This window comes from Gordonia tangerina (assembly GCF_021556435.1).
In the GTDB taxonomy this organism is placed as follows: domain Bacteria; phylum Actinomycetota; class Actinomycetes; order Mycobacteriales; family Mycobacteriaceae; genus Gordonia; species Gordonia tangerina.
This window is the reverse complement of the sequence record NZ_JAKGCU010000004.1, coordinates 87,627-105,432: the sequence shown is the minus strand read 5'-3', so window position 1 is coordinate 105,432 and position 17,806 is coordinate 87,627. Positions and strand designations below refer to the sequence as shown.

The 17,806-nt window shown below is 65.1% G+C and carries 14 protein-coding genes; 6 read left to right on the top strand and 8 right to left on the bottom strand.

All coding sequences use genetic code 11. The annotated features are described in order from the left end of the window. Positions 1–3: 3 nt before the first annotated feature. The 7 genes from L1892_RS07050 to L1892_RS07020 all read right to left on the bottom strand — a co-directional run bounded on the left by L1892_RS07050 (position 4) and on the right by L1892_RS07020 (position 10,828). Positions 4–672, bottom strand: a complete 669-nt coding sequence (locus L1892_RS07050) for a hypothetical protein (protein WP_235722870.1) — start codon at positions 670–672, stop codon at positions 4–6. Positions 673–732: 60 nt separating this feature from the next. Continuing rightward, complete coding sequence (gene gad / locus L1892_RS07045; protein ID WP_235722869.1) at positions 733–2,142, bottom strand: glutamate decarboxylase; 1,410 nt, start codon at positions 2,140–2,142, stop codon at positions 733–735. Positions 2,143–2,226: 84 nt separating this feature from the next. Further along, positions 2,227–4,191, bottom strand: a complete 1,965-nt coding sequence (locus L1892_RS07040) for a YhgE/Pip domain-containing protein (RefSeq protein ID WP_235722868.1) — start codon at positions 4,189–4,191, stop codon at positions 2,227–2,229. Between the two features lies 1 nt (position 4,192). Continuing rightward, entirely contained in the window at positions 4,193–4,948 is a 756-nt protein-coding gene (locus L1892_RS07035) for an ATP-binding cassette domain-containing protein (RefSeq protein ID WP_235722867.1), read from the bottom strand. Between the two features lie 824 nt (positions 4,949–5,772). Beyond that, positions 5,773–7,044 carry a threonine/serine exporter family protein gene (locus L1892_RS07030; RefSeq protein WP_235722866.1) on the bottom strand — a complete coding sequence of 424 codons (1,272 nt, stop codon included), beginning with the start codon at positions 7,042–7,044 and terminating at the stop codon, positions 5,773–5,775. Between the two features lie 4 nt (positions 7,045–7,048). Further along, entirely contained in the window at positions 7,049–8,287 is a 1,239-nt protein-coding gene (locus tag L1892_RS07025; RefSeq protein ID WP_235722865.1) for a metal-dependent hydrolase family protein, read from the bottom strand. A 300-nt stretch (positions 8,288–8,587) separates the two neighbouring features. Next, positions 8,588–10,828, bottom strand: a complete 2,241-nt coding sequence (locus tag L1892_RS07020; protein WP_235722864.1) for an MMPL family transporter — start codon at positions 10,826–10,828, stop codon at positions 8,588–8,590. Between the two features lie 137 nt (positions 10,829–10,965). Here L1892_RS07020 and L1892_RS07015 point away from each other — a divergent pair, with 137 nt between their 5' ends. Further along, complete coding sequence (locus tag L1892_RS07015) at positions 10,966–12,267, top strand: alpha-hydroxy-acid oxidizing protein (protein WP_235722863.1); 1,302 nt, start codon at positions 10,966–10,968, stop codon at positions 12,265–12,267. Between the two features lie 48 nt (positions 12,268–12,315). Here L1892_RS07015 and L1892_RS07010 read toward each other — a convergent pair whose 3' ends face one another. Then, positions 12,316–13,230 carry an oxygenase MpaB family protein gene (locus L1892_RS07010; protein WP_235722862.1) on the bottom strand — a complete coding sequence of 305 codons (915 nt, stop codon included), beginning with the start codon at positions 13,228–13,230 and terminating at the stop codon, positions 12,316–12,318. Between the two features lie 119 nt (positions 13,231–13,349). On the opposite strand from L1892_RS07010, the gene L1892_RS07005 reads away from it, so the two are divergent. The 5 genes from L1892_RS07005 (at position 13,350) to L1892_RS06985 (ending at position 17,767) form a co-directional block, all read left to right on the top strand. After that, positions 13,350–14,015 carry a TetR/AcrR family transcriptional regulator gene (locus L1892_RS07005; protein WP_235722861.1) on the top strand — a complete coding sequence of 222 codons (666 nt, stop codon included), beginning with the start codon at positions 13,350–13,352 and terminating at the stop codon, positions 14,013–14,015. Between the two features lie 45 nt (positions 14,016–14,060). Continuing rightward, positions 14,061–14,711 carry a TetR/AcrR family transcriptional regulator gene (locus L1892_RS07000; protein ID WP_235722860.1) on the top strand — a complete coding sequence of 217 codons (651 nt, stop codon included), beginning with the start codon at positions 14,061–14,063 and terminating at the stop codon, positions 14,709–14,711. Between the two features lie 89 nt (positions 14,712–14,800). Further along, the gene (locus tag L1892_RS06995) at positions 14,801–16,015 is read left to right on the top strand and encodes an acyl-CoA dehydrogenase family protein (RefSeq protein WP_235722859.1); all 1,215 of its coding nucleotides are present in this window, start codon (positions 14,801–14,803) and stop codon (positions 16,013–16,015) included. After that, complete coding sequence (locus L1892_RS06990) at positions 16,012–17,037, top strand: phosphotransferase family protein (RefSeq protein ID WP_235722858.1); 1,026 nt, start codon at positions 16,012–16,014, stop codon at positions 17,035–17,037. The genes L1892_RS06995 and L1892_RS06990 overlap by 4 nt, the downstream gene beginning before the upstream one ends. Then, on the top strand, positions 17,030–17,767 hold the full coding sequence (locus L1892_RS06985) for an SDR family NAD(P)-dependent oxidoreductase (protein ID WP_235722857.1): 738 nt from the start codon (positions 17,030–17,032) through the stop codon (positions 17,765–17,767). The genes L1892_RS06990 and L1892_RS06985 overlap by 8 nt, the downstream gene beginning before the upstream one ends. The last annotated feature ends 39 nt before the right edge of the window (positions 17,768–17,806 follow it).

The window sequence follows — 17,806 nt, the reverse complement described above, 5'->3', positions numbered from 1 at the left end:
GTCCTACGCACTGGGCGTCCGCCGCCTGGGCAGCACGACGAGCGAAGCGAAGAAGAAGCAGAGCGCGCCGATGAACGTCCCCACCGTCGCCACTGTGGCGTCGACCGTCACCCCGTCGGGGGTGATGTAGGCGCCCACGGCCGACACGCCGAATGCCACGCACCCGATCCAGTTGATCTGCACCGACCACCAGTCGGCGCGCCGGGGTGCCCAGTTCGTCCCTGTCGCACGGTAGTAGGCGATGTACGCGACTGCGCCGCTGACCAAGAAGGCCAATGACCCGCCGGCGTCGGGGCTCCATACGAGATGGCGCTGAGAAGGGATCGAGTGGGCGGCTATGGCGGCTGTTGTGCTCACATTGAAGAGCACTGTGCCGAGCGATTGGGATGCAGCGGTCAACCACTCGGCTCGCACCATCCGGCCCGTCCCGTACGTCACCGGCGCGGTGCGGTCGCCGCTGCGCAACAACTGGATCAAGCCGGCGGTGGTGAAGAACCATGCGCCGATGAAGTAGCAGATGTTCGACGCCGCGGCACCGGCCCACTGTCCGAAGCCCGGAGCCGACCCCAGTGCGAACAATGCCGAGCCGATCATGAAGCCCCAGCACTGCTTCCGCAAGGTCGGGGCTAGCGCCGCACCGATCCGGTCGGCGCCGGCATCCGCAATACTCATCCCAACTCCCGTTTCGAACTGTCTGACCGGGGCGACGGACACGTCGCCCCGGCGGCGACCTCAGTGGTGGAAATGCGAGCCGGTTCCTTCCCGCGGCATCGGGGCGGAGAGGTTGTCGAGGAACGCGATCTCGCTCTCCATGTCGCGCAACAGCGCGTTCGCGAGGTCATGACTGAGACCTGCTCGAACGACGATCCGCTGCAGCGTCATGTCCGCGAGGTCGTCGGCCATCGGATACGCTGGAACCAACCACCCCTTCATCCGCAGCCGATCCGACAGATCGTAGAGCGTCCACTTGTCGGTGTAGCCGGACTTGAGTTGCCAGGCGAAGACGGGGATCGTGTCCCCCTTGCTCACGAGATCGAACGGGCCCATTGCTCCGATCGCACTCGAGAGGTGCTGCGCGACATCCAAAGAGCCCTGCTGCACCTGCCGGTAGCCCTCGCGGCCGAGGCGAAGGAAGTTGTAGTACTGCAACAGGACCTGTGCACCGGGGCGAGAGAAGTTGAGCGCGAGGGTCGGCATGTCGCCACCGAGATAGCTGCAGTGGAACACCATGCTCTCGGGCAGTGCCTCGACGTCGCGCCAGATGATCCATCCCAGACCGGGATAGACAAGGCCGTACTTGTGGCCGGAGGTGTTGATGGAGACCACTCGAGGAACACGGAAGTCCCACTCGAGATCCGGCTGGCAGAACGGGGCGATCATCGCGCCGGATGCGCCGTCGACGTGGATCTTGATGTCCAGGCCGGTCTTGTCCTGGATCTCGTCGAGCTTCGCGGAGATCTCCTTGACCGGCTCGTAGAGACCGTTGTAGGTGACACCCATGATCGCAACGACGCCGATGGTGTTCTCGTCGACGTACTTGTCCAGGTCGTGTCCGTCGAGGACGATGTGTTCGTCGCTGACCGGTACCCATCGCGGCTCGACCTCGAAGTAGTTCAGGAACTTCTCCCAGCACACCTGAACGGCCGTGGACAGCACGAGGTTCGGCTTGTCGATCGGCTTGCCCTCGGCCTTGCGCCGGGCCTGCCAGTGGCGTTTGAGAGCGAGGCCGCCGAGCATCGCGGCTTCCGAGGAACCGATGGTCGATGTCCCGATCGAGTTCTCGACGTCCGGAACATGCCACAGATCGGCGAGGATCTTCCAGCACCGATCCTCGATCGCCGCGGTCTGCGGGTACTCGTCCTTGTCGATCATGTTCTTGTCGTAGGTCTCTGCGTACAGCTGCCTGGCTTCGTCGTCCATCCAGGTCGAGACGAAGGTCGCGAGGTTCAGCCGTGCATTTCCGTCGAGCATCGCCTCGTCGTGCACGATCTGGTAGGCGGTCTCCGGCAGACTCATGTCTTCCGGGATGGTGAACTTCGGAAGCTCGGTGGCTTCACCTGGACGGACGAAAACCGGGTTCAGAGTGAGACTGTCGCCGATATTCGTCGTGTGACGTGCATTGGTGTGCTTGCGCTTGGACATGGAAACTCTCCTCGTCAAAGATCAGGGGTCACTTCAGCGGGTATGCGTTGCTCGTCGTGTCGGATATGGCTGTCGCGCGGCCTCCTACACCTCGACCGGCGGATACAGCCGATCCATGTTGTATTGCCGGTTGCGGCGGGCCGCCCAGGTCGAGACCGCGAGACAGGCGGCGGTCAGAAGAACCAGGACGGTCAGCGCGATCCAGAAGCGATGGTCGATCCCGCCGAGCGTGAGCTGTCTGAGTCCGGTGACCGTGTATGTCATCGGATCGACCCAGTGGATGTACTGGAACGGTTTCGTCGTCGTCGGGACCGGATATATCCCTCCCGCAGACGTCAGCATTATCATCAGGAATGCCAACGTGACGACCCTACCCACTGCCGGCCCGAAAAGGGCATTGAACATCTGGATCATGGCCAGGAACACTGCGACCATCAACAACATGAAGCCGAAGGTGGCCACGGGGTACATCGGGCGCAGTCCTACTGCGAAGACGACGACCAGGTAAAGTATCGCGGCTTGGAGTACGCCGACGAAGAACGTTGGCGCATAGGAGGCCAGGACCACACGTAGTGAGCTGAGCCCCTGCGCAATCGGCCTCGACTGGAGCGGAGTGAACAGCATCCAGGCGATGATGCTTCCGACGAACAACGCCAATCCGAAGAAGAACGGCGTGAACCCGGTGCCGAAGGTCTTCGCCTCGTTGAGAGTGTTCTCCGTCAGCGCCACAGGTTTGGAGAGGGCGTCGGCCAGAGCGTTGCGTTGCTCACCTGACCATTGCGGGACCGCCTTGACTCCCTCGTCGACCTGAGTTGCGAGTTCCTGCGTACCCGAAGCCAGCTGTGTGGTGCCCGCCGCCAACTGATCGGCGCCATCACTGAGCTCGACGAGTCCTGAGCTGAGTTGATCTGCACCCGAGCTCAGTTCGTCGGCGGCGCCGCGCGCGGCGAGGATGTCCGAGCGCAGTCCACCGTTCTCCAGCAAGGCCATGGCCGTACGGGCCGGACTCTGCGGGTTGCCGAGTTGTTGTGACAGCGTCTTCGAGTCCTCGCGTACCCGGCTGATCGTATTGTCCGCGTTCGGTCCCAAGCCCTCGGTGGCCAGGAACTGCACCGCAGGTGTCAAGGTGTCGGCCAGCCGGCGGACGTTGGGATCAGAGTTCGCCCGTAGTTGTTCGACCACTCCGGAAACCAAACGGCTGGCCTGTGACTGAGTAGACGCGGCGGCCGAGAGCTGGGCGTCGAGTGTGGAGGCGTCGGAACCGAGGCGCTGAACCACGCTGTTGAGCTGGTTGGCGTCGAGGCCGGCGCCGCCGGATCGATCGAGGATGTTGAGAATGGGGTCGGTCGCCGAGGTGACCGCGTTGTCGAGTTGGGTGAGTCCACCCGCCAGTTCACCGGCCCCGTTGCGGGCCGTCACCAGATTGGTTGCCAGCTCCTGGGCACCGTTGTTGGCTGTCTCCATTCCGGCATTGAGTTCATTCACGCCGTCCTGCGCCTGCTTCAGTTTCGGCATGAGGCCGCTCACATCGTTGAGCACGATGTCGAACGTTTGCGCGCCGACCTGAGCGCCGACCTGGTTGACCACCTGCTCGGCCGCATCCTGCCCCATGACGGTCGAGAGATAGTTGTTGGCGTCGTTGTAGGTGAAGATCAGTTCAGCCGAACGGGGATCGGACCCGGTGGGTGATGCGACGGCCTCGCTGAAGTCTTCGGGAAGAGTGATGGAGAAGTAGTACTTCCCATGCTCCACACCATCTCTGGCGTCATCGGCCGAGACGGGATGCAGGTCCAGTTGCTTCGAATCGATCAGGCCCTGCGCAACCTGATCGCCTGCCTTGAGCGGTTCGCCCTCAACTGTGGTGCCGCGATCAGAGTTGACCAGGGCCACCGGGATCTTGTTCACCGCGTCGAAGGGATTCCAGAATGCCCACAGATAGAGAGCACCGTAGAGCAGCGGCATGAGGATGATGACGGCCAAAGCGAGTCGGGGCATGCGGCCCCGGTAGTAGCGTTTGAAATCGCTGCCCGGCGAGAATGCGGCAAGCATGTCAGATCCGATCGTGTTGTTCGAGCTGGACGAACTCGTCGTCTGTCAGGTTGTGAACGTCGACAACGTCCCGGACACCGTTGAGCCGGGCCCCGTTGACATCTGCGGTGATCACCGTCTGGTCACGTCCCAGGTCGACCAGGCGGGAGAGAAGTTTGTCGGCGCTCTCGATGCGAGTCAGCCGATCGACACCACCGACCACCAACAGCGGCGGCCGACGAATGTTCGCCATCGCGATTCGGAACAGCGCTGCGGTGAGCTCGGGGAGTTCTTCGACGTAGTCCTCCATCGCGGGCAACGCGAAGTTGCCGAAGACCGGCCCACACAGTCGCTCGAGGTCCTCCTGCCGTGACGGACGAACCCACCGGTACCAGGGCGCGGCCCACCGGATCTGTTCGGTCACAACATCACTGACTCGAATCGTCTGATCGATACCATCGACCTCGTCGATGTCGGCGATCGCGGCCTGCGAGAACAGATGGTGGGCATCGTTGGCGCGGCCAAACGCCGTCAGGGTGCCGGTGGACGGCCGCATGCGTCCGGCCAACGTGAGGAGCAGCGCGGTACGACCTCGCCCACCCGACCCCGCAAGCACTGTGACTCCGCCGGCGCGGACAGAAAGACTCGTGGGGCCGAATATGCGACCCCATGACGCCCGCACCCCGATCTCTTCGGCGTGCAGCAGCACATCACCTTCGTCGGCGATCGGTGCGATCTCCGTGGTGATCTCATTGCTGAACGAATTGTCGTCGGGCATCGTCTGTTCCCGTCGTCGGTGCCTGGCGGTCCGCGCCGCACGGCAAATCGAATGAATGGCGTTATCGACTCGGCGGGTTCAGTGGGCTGAACCTACCGACTGCGACTCTGTGATGATTGGTTACGGGTGCAGGGAAGGATCTCGTCTTACTCGGACCTGCGTCAGGTTGGTATCGGCGAACAAAAAGAAACTATGCGACGCCGAGACTGGGCCGCTCCCACTTCAGCGCATTGTCGGTGCCGATGTTCAGGTGCACCGTGCAGACGGACCGGCGACGAACGCGTCAGATGTCGCAGTGGATGACCTGTCGAACATGCCATCAAGGCATGCGGCCTTGCGGAATGCGGTCCTGCGGGGATCAGGCGTGAAACTCATGGTGGAGAATCTAGCGCGAGCAAACGAAAGTTGTCGACCGCGGCCGAACCGTGGTGACACTTCGACCGGCCGGTCGAAGTGACTGCAGGAGAACGCGATATAGCTGCCGGAAAGCTCGCTGCGGGGACGGTCGGCGCAGTAGAATACCGCAGCGGCGTTGTTTGTGTCCAGATTTTCGGTCGGTCGTTGCGTATATGTGGAAAAGTGCGTGCCTTTCCGCACTTTCGGGTGGCGCGAAAGGCCCTGGCCGTCCCTGATTGTGGGCACAGAATTTTCATCTGGATGGCACTTTTCTGCACTTTGTTGGCGCAGCGGTAGGGCGCGAGCGAGGAAGTGGGGTAAGAGTCGCTGTGCGGGGCAGCCGGCTGCGGCAGGAATGGGCATGGAATTGTCGGCCGCCGGTGGGGTTGGCGAGTTCGATCAGCGGTGTGCTCGGCGATACCAGGTGTTTATCGGGTGTTCAGCAGCTTCCATGTCGTCGGCCAGTGTTGGCGGGTGATGAAAGGGGCGATCACGCTGGCGATCATCATGGAGATCGCGATGCTCAGCACGGAGAGCGCGGCGTTTGTGCCCAGACTGTCGAGTTGGTGATCGGCGGTGATGGCGCCGCTGACCGCCACGAATCCCATCGATCCGGGAACGATGAGCCAGAAGGACGGCAAGAACACCGCAAGCACGCTCGGTCGGCCCTTCGCATACGCGTTGATCGTCCACGCCACGAGCAGCGCGGTCCCGATGGCCACGCCACCGGCGAACGCCGACGAGATCGCATTCACCAGAAAGTGATTGAGCCAGAAGGTGCCGACAGTCAGAGCGAGCACCCACAGCCACAACCGCCGTGGCGTGCAGAAGTACAGCATCGTGCCGAGACCGAAGATCGGTGCAGCCGGCCATAGCACCCACGATGGTGCCTGCGAACTCGTCAGGTCCTGTAGGTCTGCTGACGTGAGTCCGACGATGTCGATCGCCAACGCCAATCCGAACGCCATGGACAGCAGAACGACGAGCGAATAGGCCAGACGTGTTGTGCCCGCGATCATGTCACCCGCGGTGATCTCGATCAGAGCGGTGGCCAGTGCTGCCCCGGGGATCAATGTCACGACCGGTATCACCGCCAGTCGAACCGGATCCGGCAATCCACCATGGACCGCCCACAACGTGATCACAAGCGCAGACAGAAAGGTCAACAGCACCGGCATCAATGCCGCCAGCGCGCCTTTGACGTTGGACCACAGCAGGATCGTCGCCGCCGGTATCGACACCAGTACCGCGGCAACGGTAGCCGCGGCACTCATCCGGAAGCAGAAGGCGAAGCCCAGCGCCATCAGCGCGTACCCGACGCCGCGGACGAGCGGATTCACCGGCGGCCGCGAATCGGCGATCGCACCGAACTCATCGATGGCCTGGCCGATCGGCACACCGGCCTCCCGCAGGCGGTGCACCAGTGCCTCGGCTTCGGCGATCTGGTCGAAGCGGTACATCGAACCCGTGTTGGCCATCCGCACCCGGCCGGCCGACTCGTCGAGCGCGATGATGTAGTTGGCGAACACCTGGGTCGCGATGTCGTGACCGTAGGCCGTACAGATGTCGTGAATCACCTGGGTGATCCGCGGGACCGGATACGACGATCTGTTGAGAGCGTTGCCGACCTCGACGATGAGGGTCAGCATCTCCGCGGTGTCTGGGCTGTCTCCGTGCTCGGCAATGTGGTCTGACGTCATCGGGTCAGATCGAGAAACCGCCGCGGTTGATCGCCGACTTGCCCTCCTTGAGGACCAGCAGGATGTTGTCGTGGTCGGTGAGGGAATCGATGTCGGCGAGCGGGTCACCCTTCACGACGACGATGTCGGCGAGTTTGCCCGCTTCCAGGGTGCCCAACGTGTCGTCGACGCCGCACAGCTCGGCGGAGGTCTTGGTGGCCGCGACGAGCGCCTGCATCGGGCTCATGCCGCCGAATTTCACCAGGCAACCGAGTTCGCCGAGGTTGTCGCCATGATCGGGGACCAGCCCGGCGTCGGTGCCGACGGCGACCTTGATCCCGGCTTCCACCGACGCCTGGATCGACTCGTGGGCGAGCGCGTGCCACTTGGTGCTTTTGGCGACGGCCTGCGGGGTCGCAGTGTCGGGCTTGAGCGTCTCGATCAGCGTCGGAACCAGGAACTGTCCGCGCTGGACCATCTCGGTGCGCAATTCGTCGGTCAATGCGTAACCGTGCTCGATGCTGTGTGCGCCGCCCTGCACAGCGGCTTGGATGCCGGCGAGGCCGATGGCGTGGGCGGCCACCTTACGGCCTCCGTAGTTGGCGGCCTCCTCGACGAGCGCCGCGACGATCTCGGTGCGGGCACCAAGCCAGTCCGGGTCATCACTGGGGGAGGTGACGCCGCCACTGGAGGCGACCTTCAGCAGGTCGACGCCGTCGCGCAGGAGTGCGCGGGCGTGACGGCGTGCCTCGTCGACCGAGTCGACGATGAGTCCGCCGATCAGCCCGGTGCCATCGAGTCCGGACGGGATGTGGAAGTCGGCGTGGCCGCCGGTCTGACTGAACATTTTGTCCGCGACCAGCAGCCGCGGTCCTTCGATGATCCCGTGGGCGACCGCGTCGCGGACCCCGACGTCGACACCCATCAGGTCGCGGACCGTGGTGACGCCGGCACCGATGGTGGCGGTGAGGCGGTCCAGGATCTCGAAGTAGCGGTAGGACTGGGGGACCATCGCGGCCATGATCGGCGAGCCCTTGGTGCCGGGCAGCGACAGGTGGACGTGGCAGTCGAAGAAGCCGGGGGTGACGGTGTTCCCGCCGACGTCGATGCGGATGGGTGTGGTCGACTCGTCGACCTGTGGGGCGCTCGAATTGCTTCCGGCGTAGGTGATCTTCCCGTCGTCGATGACAACAACAGCGTCGGAGACGGGATCGGCTCCGGTGCCGTCGATGAGCCGGGCGTTGTGCAGGATTAGTGTCGTCACACCATCGGTGTACGCGATCGATGCAGAGATCTCAGCATCCGACGACACATTTCCGCCCGGTAGCCGATATCTGGCACAAAACAGACGTTCGTCGGCGCCGATCGACCGTCTGGGCGCCGGCCCCGAGCCGGCCGAACCTCGTCCGACCGAGGAGCTGCACCGGACGGCAGCGGCCCCCGGTCTGGGGCGAGCATGCGCCTCGTCTCGCGAGCCCACTTCTGCTCCTGCGAGTCCTCATCCGCTCGCGGGCGCCGAAATCCACTCGCGGACCGTTTGGCTTCTATCGGAGGAGGTCGGGGCTCACACTTTCGCCGGCTGCGGCTCCCACAGGTCGGGGTCGACCTTGTTCTCCAGCGGGATCTCTCGGATGGCGGTGCCCTCGACGTCGACGTTGGGCAGGATCTTGTCCAGCCACTTCGGTAGCTTCCAGGCGGTGTCGCCGAGCAGGGTTATCACTGCCGGTACGACGATCATCCGGATGATGAACGCGTCGAAGAACACCGCTGCGGCCAGCGCGAAACCCATCATCTTGGCGATGGTGTCGGGGGCGAGCATGAACGCCGCGAACACCGAGATCATGATGACCGCTGCCGAGGCCACGACGCGGGCACCGTGCTGGTAGCCGATGATCACCGAGTCCTTCGCCGACACCCCGTGCACGTATTCCTCGCGCATGCGGGTCACCAGGAACACCTGGTAGTCCATCGCGAGACCGAACACCACACCGACGAGGAAGATCGGCAGGAACGAGATGATCGGTTTGGTGTGGTCGATGATCCCGAAGTCGCCCTCCTGGAAGATCGCGACCGTCGCACCGAAGGTGGCGCACACCGAGAACAGGAAGCCGACGGTCGCGATCAGCGGCACCAGTAGCGAGCGGAACACGACCGTCAGGATGATGAACGCCAGGCCCACCACCACGATCAGGAAGGGGATCAGCGCCGAGCTGAGCTTGTCGGAGATGTCGGACATGATCGCGGTCTGACCGCCGACGTTGACCGTCGCACCGCCCGGATCTGTCGCGGCGAAATCGCGGATCTGCTCCATCAGCTCGTGAGTGGCCGGACCGCTCGGTGACTGCTCCGGCGTCACCGAGATCAACGCGGCAGTCGCACCCGACTGGGTGTCGGCCGGATTCTGGCCGTTGCCGACCCACGTGATCTGCGCCGGGTTGGCGACATTGTCGAGGGTCTTGACGTGCGCCACCACCTCGGCGGCGGCCGGGGCGACGTCGCCACCCTGGGCGTCGCTCACGGTCACCAACAGGGGCCCGTTGATCCCCTCACCGAATCCCCGCTGCAGCAACTGGGTGGCTTCGTACTCGCTGTCGGTGGTGGACTCCATGCCCAGTTCCATCTTCGTCATCGGGATCGCGGCGATGGCCAACAAGACCAGCCCGATGATGGCCACCGGCAGCGGATAGCGAGTGATGAACCGGGCGAACCGCAGACCGTTGGACGGCTGCGAGTCGGGCTCGTCGCCGTGCCGGACGCCGGGGATGCGGGGTGTGAACGCGAACCGGCCGAATGCACCGAGCAATGCCGGGATGAGCGTGATCGCCCCGAGCACGGCGATGAACACCGCCACCGCGGCCGCCACGCCCATCTGGGTGATGAACGGGATGCCGACCACGCCGAGCGCAGCGACGGCCACCATCACCGTCAGACCGGCGAACACCACCGCCGACCCCGCAGTGCCCACGGCCCGCCCGGCGGACGCCTCCCGATTGCCGTCGAGATTGAGCTCCGAGCGGTAGCGCGACACGATGAACAGCGCGTAGTCGATGGACACCGCGATGCCCAGCATCGTGATGATCGTCGTCGCGCTCTGCTGCACGTTGATGATCTCGGCGCTCAAGGTGACCAGCAGCATGGTGATGCCGACACCGAGAATGCCGGTGACGATCGGGATGAACGCGGCGATCAATGCGCCGAACGCGACGATCATGATGATGAAGGCGACGGCGAAACCGAGCAGTTCCGAGGTGCCGCCGGCCTCGAAGACCTGCATCAGCGATCCGGTGCCCTCCACCTGCAGGCCATCGCCGCGGTGTTCGGCCAGCAGCTCCTTGAACTGCTCCATCTCGGCCGGCGTCAGGTCCTGCATGGGGATGTTCTGGCTGATCTGGATCAGACCGACCCTGCCGTCGTCGCCGAGCACCGCAGCCGCCATGGCGGGGTCCTGTTCGGCGACGGTGACCGGGTTGGCGACGGTTTGCGGGTCGATCACCTCGGGCAGCTCACGCGCATCGGCCACCAACGCGTCGATCTGCTGCATGTGATTGGCCAAGCCGTCTTCGGCGGCGATGAGGATGCTGGTCGAGGCTTCCATCTGCCGCTCGTTGATGGCGGGGAAGTCCTCCTTCATCACCGTCATCGCCCGATCGGAGTCGGTGCCGGGCAGTTCGAAGTCGGTGGCGAACTTCGGCTGCACCGCACCGACGATCGCGCCGAATGCGATCAGCACGGCGAGCCATGCGCCGATCACCGACCACTTGTGTCGAAATGTGAAACGGCCGAGCCGGTACAACCACAACGCCACGGTCAGAACCTCCCCTTGGATGTGAGGGTCAGGGTAGTCGGCGGAGCGGACACGGCGATGTGACCACGGGCACACCAGGGCGCTGCCCGATTCCTATGATGAGCCCATGATCGTCGTCCTTCGTCAGGAGTGCCACCGTGACCGATGAGACCACTGCGCCGACGGGCGTGGGCCGGGCCCGGCAGAACGAGATCTACACCGAGGGAATCCACGGTCGTCGGCCCCGGGTGCCGACCGATCACGCCGAACTCGAGCGCCGGGCGCAGCGGGTGATGTCGAAGCGGGCGTGGGCCTACATTGCCGGGGGAGCCGGCGAAGGGGCGACCATGACGGGCAACCGGGCGGCCTTGGATCGGTGGGCGATCGTGCCCCGGGTGCTGCGCGACGTGTCGTCGCGCTCGTTGCAGACGGAACTGTTCGGACGGACGCTACCGGCTCCGGTGCTGTTCTCCCCGGTCGGCGCGGGTGCACTCGCGGCCCGCGAGGCCGACGTGCACATCGGCCATGCGGCCGCGGAACTCGGGGTGCCCTACATCTTCTCCAACCAGGGCAGCGCGCCGATGGAGCGGGTGGCCGCGGAGATGGACCGGGTGCGGCCGGGCGCGCCGCGTTGGTTTCAGCTGTATTGGTCTACCGACGACGACCTCGTGGACAGTCTGCTGGCGCGCGCGGAGAAGATGGGGGCCGACGCCGTGGCGGTCACCCTCGACACCACCATGCTGGGGTGGCGGCCGCAGGACCTGAATATCGGGTCGTTGCCGTTTGCGCGCGGTGAGGGGATCGACCAGTACACGTCGGACCCGAGGTTCACCGAAATCGTCGCCGATCGGGTCAGGGCCGCGGTGGGGGAGCGTCCGGAGATCTCGCTCGGCGCGATCAAGACCTTGTTATCCATCGCGCGGAACTCGCCGGGACGCCTGCTGAAGAATCTGACGGCGCCTGAGCCGCGGACCGCGGTGCAGACCTTCCTCGACATCTATTCGCGGCCGTCGCTGAATTGGGATGACATCGCCGGGCTCCGGGATCGGACGTCGCTACCCATCGTTCTCAAGGGGGTGCTGCACCCCGACGATGCGCGCCGGGCGATCGATGTCGGGGTCGACGGGATCATCGTCTCGAACCATGGTGGCCGTCAGGTGGATGGTGCGATCGGGTCGATCGACGCCCTGGCCGCCATCGCGCCGGTGGTCGACGGCCGGATGAGGGTGCTGGTGGACTCCGGAATTCACACCGGCGCCGACGTGTTCAAGGCGCTCGCGCTCGGCGCGGACGCCGCGTGCATCGGCCGCCCGCACATGTACGGGCTGGCGCTCGCCGGCGCCGACGGTGCGCGGGATGTGGTCGCCAACATCATCGCCGAACTCGACCTCACCCTCGGCCTGTCGGGCCACACCTCCGTCGCCGACATCACTCGCGAAGCGCTACAGCAGATTTCGTAGTACGAACACGCGAAATTCGCATGTTCGTACTACGAAATCGCCGGGAGGTCAGACCAGCGGGCGTCCGGTGCGGATGCGCCAGCGGACATCCCACAGGAAGAAGTTGAAGGGGAACTCGCGCAACACCTTCGGCAGGTGATCACTGATGGCCTTGGCGGCCTTGTTGTGCGCGTTGAAGACCCGACGCTTCCACGGCGTGAACTCGAGTCCCATCTTGTCGCGGAAGTTCTCCGGCAGGAAACCGATGGTCAGCAACTCGAACCACCAGCCGAACAGGAAGCTGAACCAGCGCGGCATGAACTCGGCCCGCACGATGGAGATGAGCATGTCGCGGATGACGGGATCGATCTCGAAGGTTTCCACGGTCTCGTCCCAGTAGGTCTGGAAATCCGCGCGGGTGGCCGGCCACATCTCACGCGGGACCTGCAGCGTGGTGCCCAGCACGGCGCCGTTCTGGTAGGCCTCCTCGGTGATGTCGGCGGGATCGCCGTAGAAGTACTGCATGTCCTCCCACCCCTTGTAGAGGCAGGCGGCCACCCAGAGCTGCAGCTTGGGATCGAACGCGTTGTACTTGACCGGGCTGTCTTCGGTGGAGCGGACCTGTGCGTGCGCCTTGCCCACGGCCTTGCGGTACAGGCGCCGATCCTTCGGCGTGCCCATCACGGCGACGGCAAGGTAGCTCAGGGTGGTGCGGGTGCGCTTGATGGGATGCTTGAAGAGGTTGCCGCTGTCCACGCGGCTCTCGTAGACGCCGTATCCCACTGCGGGCATCGCGAGCTGCATGATGACGTTGGCAGGTCCGGCGAGGGCCGAGATGCCCTTCATCTCGTTCTGGCGCGTCGGCAGCGCGTCGAGCTCACCACGGGTCATCCGCGCCTGCGGCGGGATGTACTCGGTATCCGGGTCGACCGCGGCGAAGGCGGGTGGCAGGTCGATGTCATCGACGAGTGGTTCGGTGCTCATTGAAACCCCCTGTTCGAGCCGCCATCTGACTACGGCTGTTGTCTTTTTCATTGGACATTGTCAAGCTGGTCGATGTCAAGCGCCGACGGCGCCGGTGACGACAGTGTCAAGATGGGTGGGTGGCGAGTACATCCGGTGAGACGAAACCTGCCGACGCTTCCGCAGGTGAGAACCTGCGCGCTTACGGTGGCGAAGACGGAGGCATCCGGGTGGCCCGACGGCGGGCGACACTGATCGACGCCGCGCTGGAATTGCTGGGTGCCTCGGACGGCGGCTCCATCACCGTCCGCGGGGTCTGCCGGGAGGCCGGCCTCACCACCCGCTACTTCTATGAGAGTTTCGATTCGATCGAAGCGCTGGTCGCCGCGACGTTCGACGGTGTCATCGGGGAGATCGCCGAGCTGGGAGTGGCCGCATTCGATTCCGGCGACGATGTCGAGGGCAAGGTCCGTGCTGCCGTCGGGGCCATCGTCGCGGTCATCGACGAGGACCGGCGTAAGGGTCGACTGTTGTTCTCGCAGGCGCTGCTGAGTCCGACGATCGCGGCCAAGCGGATGGAATCCACCGAGATCTTCGCCGCGCTCACCGTGCAGTCGGCGTCGGGCGTGGTCGAGTTCAAGTCGCGTCCAAGGGGGATCGCCGCGGCGCACTTCCAGGTCGGTGGACTCGGACGCGTCCTCGCGGCCTGGCTGGAAGGGCATCTCGACCTCGATCGGGAGGGTGTTGTCGACGTCAGCGTGGGGTTGATGATGGCGCTGGCCGACGGTGTGGCGCGCTTCGACTAGTGCCGGATGCGGGCCGCGGGACCGGCTACGACTATGTTGGACCTCATGACTAGCGGGACCGGCGACACCGATGTGCGTCCGGAGTCCCTGGGCCAATGGCGCGACTACGGCGAGTCGACGCTGCCCGTGCCGCTGGCGGCCGCGCTCGCGGCATTCGCCGAGCATGGGTACCACGGGACGTCGGTCCGCGAGATCGCTGCACGTGCCAACCTCTCGGTGCCGGGGCTCTATCACCACTACCCGTCCAAGCAATCCCTGCTCCAGGGTCTGCTCGAACGCACGATGACCGATCTGCTGCACCGTTCCGAGGTGGCCATCGCCGAGGCCGGCGACCGGCCCGTCGACCAGTTCGATGCCGTCGTCGAATCGTTGTTGCGGTTCCACATGTACCGCCGCGAGCAGGCGTTCGTGGGCTCTACGGAGATTCGCAGCCTCGACGACGGCTACAAACCCACCTACATCGGCCACCGCGACCGGCAGCAGCACATGGTCGACGAGATCGTGTTCGCCGGCGTCGAGGCGGGCGACTTCGCGACGCCCTACCCCAAGGACGCCGCCCGCGCCGTCGCCACCATGTGTGTCGGAGTCTCGACCTGGTTCAAGCTCGACGGCGAACTCGGGGCCGACGAACTCATCGCGCGCAACCTGGAACTGGCCCGCGCGCTGGTCGGCTATCGAGCCGACGGCGCCGTCTGATCTCCCCGGGTTGACCTGAGCCCCATCACCTGGCAAGGTGTCGATCGCCGAACGATCGCTCGGTCGGTGCCACCCGGTGAGGAGATGCGATGTCCGTTGACCTGCGTTACGACGACGATGTGACCGAAGTCGTGGAGAAGACGACCCGGTTCGTCCGCGACTACGTCCTGCCCCTGGAGAACGAGCACCGCGGGGACATCAACGCCGCCGGCGGCGACGATCTCCGACGGGAGATGAATGCCAAGGCCAAGGCCGAGGGCATCTTTGCGCCGCACGCACCGGTGCAGTTCGGCGGGCTCGGCCTCAACATGTCCGATCGGGCGCCGGTGTTCGCCGCTGCAGGCTATTCCACTTTCGGGCCGATCGCCCTGCACATCGGCGCCCCCGACGAGGGCAATGTGCACATGCTGGCGCACATCGCCAGCGACGAGCAGAAGCAGAAGTATCTCGCGCCACTGGCCGCCGGTGACGTGCGGTCGGCCTTCGCCATGACCGAGCCGTCACCGGGGGCGGGTTCGGACCCCAATGCGTTGAGCACCGCGGCGGTGAAGGTCGACGGCGGATGGAAGATCAACGGCGAGAAGCGGTTCATCACCGGTGCAGAGGGGGCCGGCTTCTTCATCATCATGGCCCGCACCGCCGGTGCACCCGGTGATCGGGGCGGCGCCACCATGTTCCTGGCCCCCGCCGATACCCCGGGCATCTCGGTGGACCGCCACATCGTCACCACCGACCGGTCGATGATCGGTGGACACTGTGAGGTCAGCTTCACCGATGTGTTCGTGCCCGATGAGGACATCCTCGGCGAGGTCGACGAAGGATACCGGTATGCGCAGGTGCGCCTCGGCCCGGCGCGGATGACCCACGTCATGCGGTGGTTCGGCTCCGCGCAACGCTGCCACGACGTCGCCGTCGACTACGTCTCCAAGCGTGAAGGCTTCGGCGGCAAGCTCGGTGACCTCGGCATGATCCAACAGATGGTGGCCGACAACGAGATCGACCTCGCCGCCAGCATGGCGTTGCTGGTCAAGGCATGCCACGAACTTGACGCCGGCAGCCACGCCTCCAACGAGACGTCCATCGCGAAAACCTTTGCCGCCGAAGCATACACCCGTATCGCCGACCGCAGCATGCAGATGTGTGGCGGCCTCGGCGTGTCCGAGGACCTGCCGATCGCCCGACTGCAGCAGGAGTTGCGGCCGTTCCGCATCTACGACGGACCCTCGGAGGTACATCGCTGGGCGATCGCACGGCGCGCCATCGGCCGGGCGAAGAAGGCCGCCCAGGCGGTGGCCGGCCGATGAGCGAGCATCCTGCGCTGGATTCCACGCTGCTGCGCGACTTCCTGGTCCGCGAAGGCGTCGGGGTCGTCGGCGACCTTCGGGTGGACCTGATAAGCGGCGGCAAGTCCAACCTCACCTTCAGTGTGCGCGACGACGAATCGCATTGGGTGGTGCGGCGTCCGCCGACGAGTGGGCTCACCCCCTCGGCGCATGACATGAACCGGGAATGGGCGGTTACGAGCGCGCTGCAATCCACCGACGTGCCGGTGGCGCCCGCCGTGGCCATTGACTCCGACGGCGAGGTGCTGGGAGCGCCGTTCACAGTGGTGGAGTTCGTCGACGGCCGGATCATCCGCACCGACGACGATCTGACGGCGCTGTCCGACGATGAGATCGACCGCAACGTCGACGGTTTGGTCGACACCCTGGTGCGGCTGCACGCCGTCGACTTCCGGGCCGTCGGTCTCGGTGATTTCGGTCGACCCGACGGGTTCGCGGCCCGACAGGTGAAGCTCTGGGCGCGGCAATGGGGGCACGTCAAGACACGCGACCTCGACGATGTGGACCGGCTGGTCGCGGAGTTGAGCGAGCGGATCCCGGCCGAGGCCGACACCACGATCGTGCATGGAGACTACCGCGTCGACAACACCATCCTGTCCGCCGACGACCCGGGAACTGTTCGGGCAGTGGTGGACTGGGAGATGTCGACGCTGGGTGACCCGCTGACCGACATCGCACTGATGTGTGTGTACCGCCGCAAGGGGTTTGACCGCGTCGTCGGGTTCGACGCAGCCTGGACCAGCGACCGGTATCCCTCCGCCGACGACATGGCGCAGCGCTACGCCACCCGTACCGGTGGCGACCTGGGTGACTGGGACTTCTATCTCGCGCTGGCGAATCTGAAGCTCGGCGTGATCGCCGAAGGCATCACCTATCGGGCACGAGCCGGTGCGGCATCCGACGGTGCGGACCGCGCGGCCGAGGCGACCGGCGATTTCATTTCGGCGGGTCTGAGCACATTGAGGGGGAAAAATCGTGTCTGACAACAAGGTTGCGCTGGTAACCGGCGCGTCGCGCGGTATCGGCGCGGCGATCGCGGAGCGGTTCGCCGCCGACGGATGGGATCTCACCATCAGTTCGCGCGGACGTGAGGCGCTCGAGCAGCGGGCCGGTGAACTCGGCGATCTGGGGGCCGGACGGGTCGAGGTGATCCCGGCGGACATGACCGACGCAGACGCGGTAGAAGGTCTGGCCGCGGCGCACCGTGAGGCATTCGGGCGTTGCGACGCGCTGGTCGTCAACGCCGGTATGGGACAGAAGGGGAAGGTCGCCGACCTTCCGGTGCGCAGGTTCGACCGGCTCTATCAGGTCAATGTGCGTGCGCCATACATCCTGTTGCAGTCGCTGGTGCCGGTCCTGCGGTCGACCGCCGAGATCGCCGGTGCGGCAAAGGTCATCGCGGTCGCCTCGATCACGGGTGTCTATCCGGAGCCGGAGTTGTCCGCCTACGGGGCGACGAAGGCGGCGCTGATCTCGCTGTGTGAGACCTTCAATCTCGAGGAGTCGGCCAACGGGGTCAGCGCCACCACCATCGCCCCGGGCTACGTGGACACCGACATGTCCGACTGGCTCAAAGACACGATCCCGGGCGAGGAGATGATCACCGTCGGCGACGTCGCCACCATCGCCCACTCGGTGACCCAGTTGTCGCGAAATGCTGTGCTGCCCAACGTCGTTTTGACGCGGCCGGGGGAGAACCTGCACCGGGCGTGACGGGGGTCTCGATACGCAGGGTCGTCTCCTTCGTCGCCG